General features: G+C 41.0%; 1 protein-coding gene. It reads left to right on the top strand.

The features are described 5' to 3' along the window. Window positions 1-278, top strand: a 278-nt coding sequence (locus CWB65_RS19710; RefSeq protein ID WP_138741301.1) for a catalase, incomplete at both ends; no start/stop codon positions are given.

Here is a 278-nt window from a genome sequence, read left to right as displayed (position 1 = left end):
ATACCGACTACGGTACATCAGCTAGCTTACGCATAATGGATTCTTGGGGCGTACATGCATATAAAATGATTAATATATCTGGAGATGTTAAATACGTTAAGTTTCATTTGGTAAGCCAACAAGGTATCGACAACCTAGATGCAATAGCAGTAGCCGAAGTACAAGGAAAAGAATTTCAACACTTACCACGCGACCTGTACACCGAAATTGGTAAAGGCAACTTCCCTAAGAGGCAGCTAGACATTAAAACACTTGACCCCTCGCAGTTACCTCACTAT

This window comes from Pseudoalteromonas sp. S554 (assembly GCF_005930865.1).
In the GTDB taxonomy this organism is placed as follows: domain Bacteria; phylum Pseudomonadota; class Gammaproteobacteria; order Enterobacterales; family Alteromonadaceae; genus Pseudoalteromonas; species Pseudoalteromonas marina.
Note: the sequence above shows the minus strand (reverse complement) of the source record. Positions and strands in the feature narration are given on the sequence as shown.